Below are 1,823 nucleotides of genomic sequence, written 5' to 3'. Positions count from 1 at the left end.
AAATCGACCAGTTTTACAATCTCATCCACAACAAAGGGAATCAATATCTCAGTTTTATTGCCTTCAGCTTTAACAACCAACACGTCATTTGCACCGGTTTCAAGCAGATGGTCAACTTTTCCTAATATTTCTTGCTGAAGATTGATTACGGTCAGACCTTCTAAGTCATTCCAATAAAACTCATCTTCATCAGCAGGTTCCAGTTGAGATTTTTTAATCGCCAACTCAGCACCAAGTAGTGGCTGAACCTGATCGCGGTCTGTGACGTTCTCAATTCCCATCACAACCCCTTTTCCTTGCAAACGGCCTCCAGATACTTTTATCTCAAGCCATTCACCACGTCTTGATAAAAACAGTGGTGAATATTGCAGGATATTCGCCCTAGGTTCAGTAAAAGAATACACTTTGACCCAACCTTTGACGCCAAAGGCACCGGATATTTTACCTACCGGGATAAACTCCTCGGATGTTGACATATCCTAGCGCCCTTGCGATTTATGCTGCTTTTTGTGCTTCTTCAATCAGCTTAGCAACGCGTTCTGATGTTTGCGCGCCTTGGCTGATCCAATGAGCAACACGGTCTAAGTCAACGCGAAGCTTTTCTTCTTGACCACGAGCAACCGGGTTGAAGAAACCAACGCGTTCGATGTAACGACCATCACGTTTGCTGCGTGAGTCTGTTACGACGATACCGTAAAAAGGGCGTTTTTTTGCGCCACTGCGTGTCAATCTAATTGTTACCATAATTTAGCCCGTTGAAAACTGGATCGGAAAACCGTCGTATTCTACGCAACTCTCCGATATTTGAAAAGTCCTTTTAACACTTATTAGAAAGGAAGGCCCCCGCCCATTGGAAATTTACCACCTAAACCTCTCATCATTTTGGCCATCCCGCCTTTAGAACCCATCTTCTTCATCATTTTTTGCATCTGGCTAAACTGTTTTAGAAGACGGTTCACATCTTGAATTTGTGTGCCACTCCCCGCGGCTATTCTTTTTTTGCGCGAGCCTTTGATAATTTCAGGCTTTTGTCGTTCTTTCTTCGTCATGGAATTGATAATAGCTTCGAGCTTGGCTAACTCTTTGTCATTCACCTGCTGTTTAGCCGCAGCCGGAATATTACCCATGCCAGGCATTTTTTCCATTAAAGAACCTATTCCGCCCATCTTGCCCATTTGGCGCAATTGTTCCTGAAAATCTTCCAGGTCAAAGCCTTTACCTTTTTTCAGTTTATTAGCCAGCTTTTCTGCCGAGCCAACATCCATTTTACGCTGAGCTTCTTCGACCAATGACAGCACATCGCCCATTCCGAGGATTCGTGAGACAACACGATCAGGATGGAAAGGTTCAAGTGCCGCTGTTTTTTCACCTACGCCCATAAACTTAATGGGTTTACCAGTAATATGCCTTATTGATAAGGCGGCACCACCACGAGCATCACCATCTGTCTTAGTGAGAATGACCCCTGTCAGGGGTAAGGCTTCATTAAATGCTTTTGCGGTATTCGCGGCATCTTGGCCGGTCATACTATCGACGGTAAATAACGTTTCAATCGGATTAATAGCAGTATGAATCTGCTTAATCTCATCCATCATGTCATCATCGATATGCAATCGACCAGCCGTATCAATGATGACCACATCGACATAATCTCGCTTTGCTTGCTCTATGGCATCACGAGCGATATCAACCGGATTTTGTGAAGACTGGCTGGGGAAAAATCGAGCATCAACTTCTTTTGCAAGTGTTTCTAATTGATCAATCGCGGCAGGTCGATAAACGTCCGCACTAGCGACCATGACAGATTTACGCTCACGCTCTTT

General features: G+C 44.3%; 3 protein-coding genes. All 3 read right to left on the bottom strand.

The features are described 5' to 3' along the window. Positions 1-476, bottom strand: a 476-nt coding sequence (gene rimM / locus B4K20_RS00755; protein WP_289281504.1) for a ribosome maturation factor RimM, incomplete at its 3' end; no start/stop codon positions are given. Between the two features lie 19 nt (positions 477-495). Beyond that, positions 496-744: a 30S ribosomal protein S16 gene (gene rpsP / locus B4K20_RS00750; RefSeq protein WP_286305437.1), complete on the bottom strand. Its 249-nt coding sequence runs from the start codon at positions 742-744 to the stop codon at positions 496-498. An 83-nt stretch (positions 745-827) separates the two neighbouring features. Next, on the bottom strand, positions 828-1,823 hold a 996-nt coding region (locus tag B4K20_RS00745), incomplete at its 5' end, for a signal recognition particle protein (RefSeq protein WP_289281503.1).

It is taken from the genome of Methylophaga sp. UBA5088, assembly GCF_002414625.1.
In the GTDB taxonomy this organism is placed as follows: domain Bacteria; phylum Pseudomonadota; class Gammaproteobacteria; order Nitrosococcales; family Methylophagaceae; genus Methylophaga; species Methylophaga marina.
The sequence above is the reverse complement of the archived record's forward strand: the minus strand, read 5'-3'. Positions and strand labels throughout refer to the sequence as shown.

Excerpts from the sequence above, each read along its gene's own strand:
- rpsP (WP_286305437.1), bottom strand. The coding sequence starts at position 744 with ATGGTAACAATTAGATTGACACGCAGTGGCGCAAAAAAACGCCCTTTT.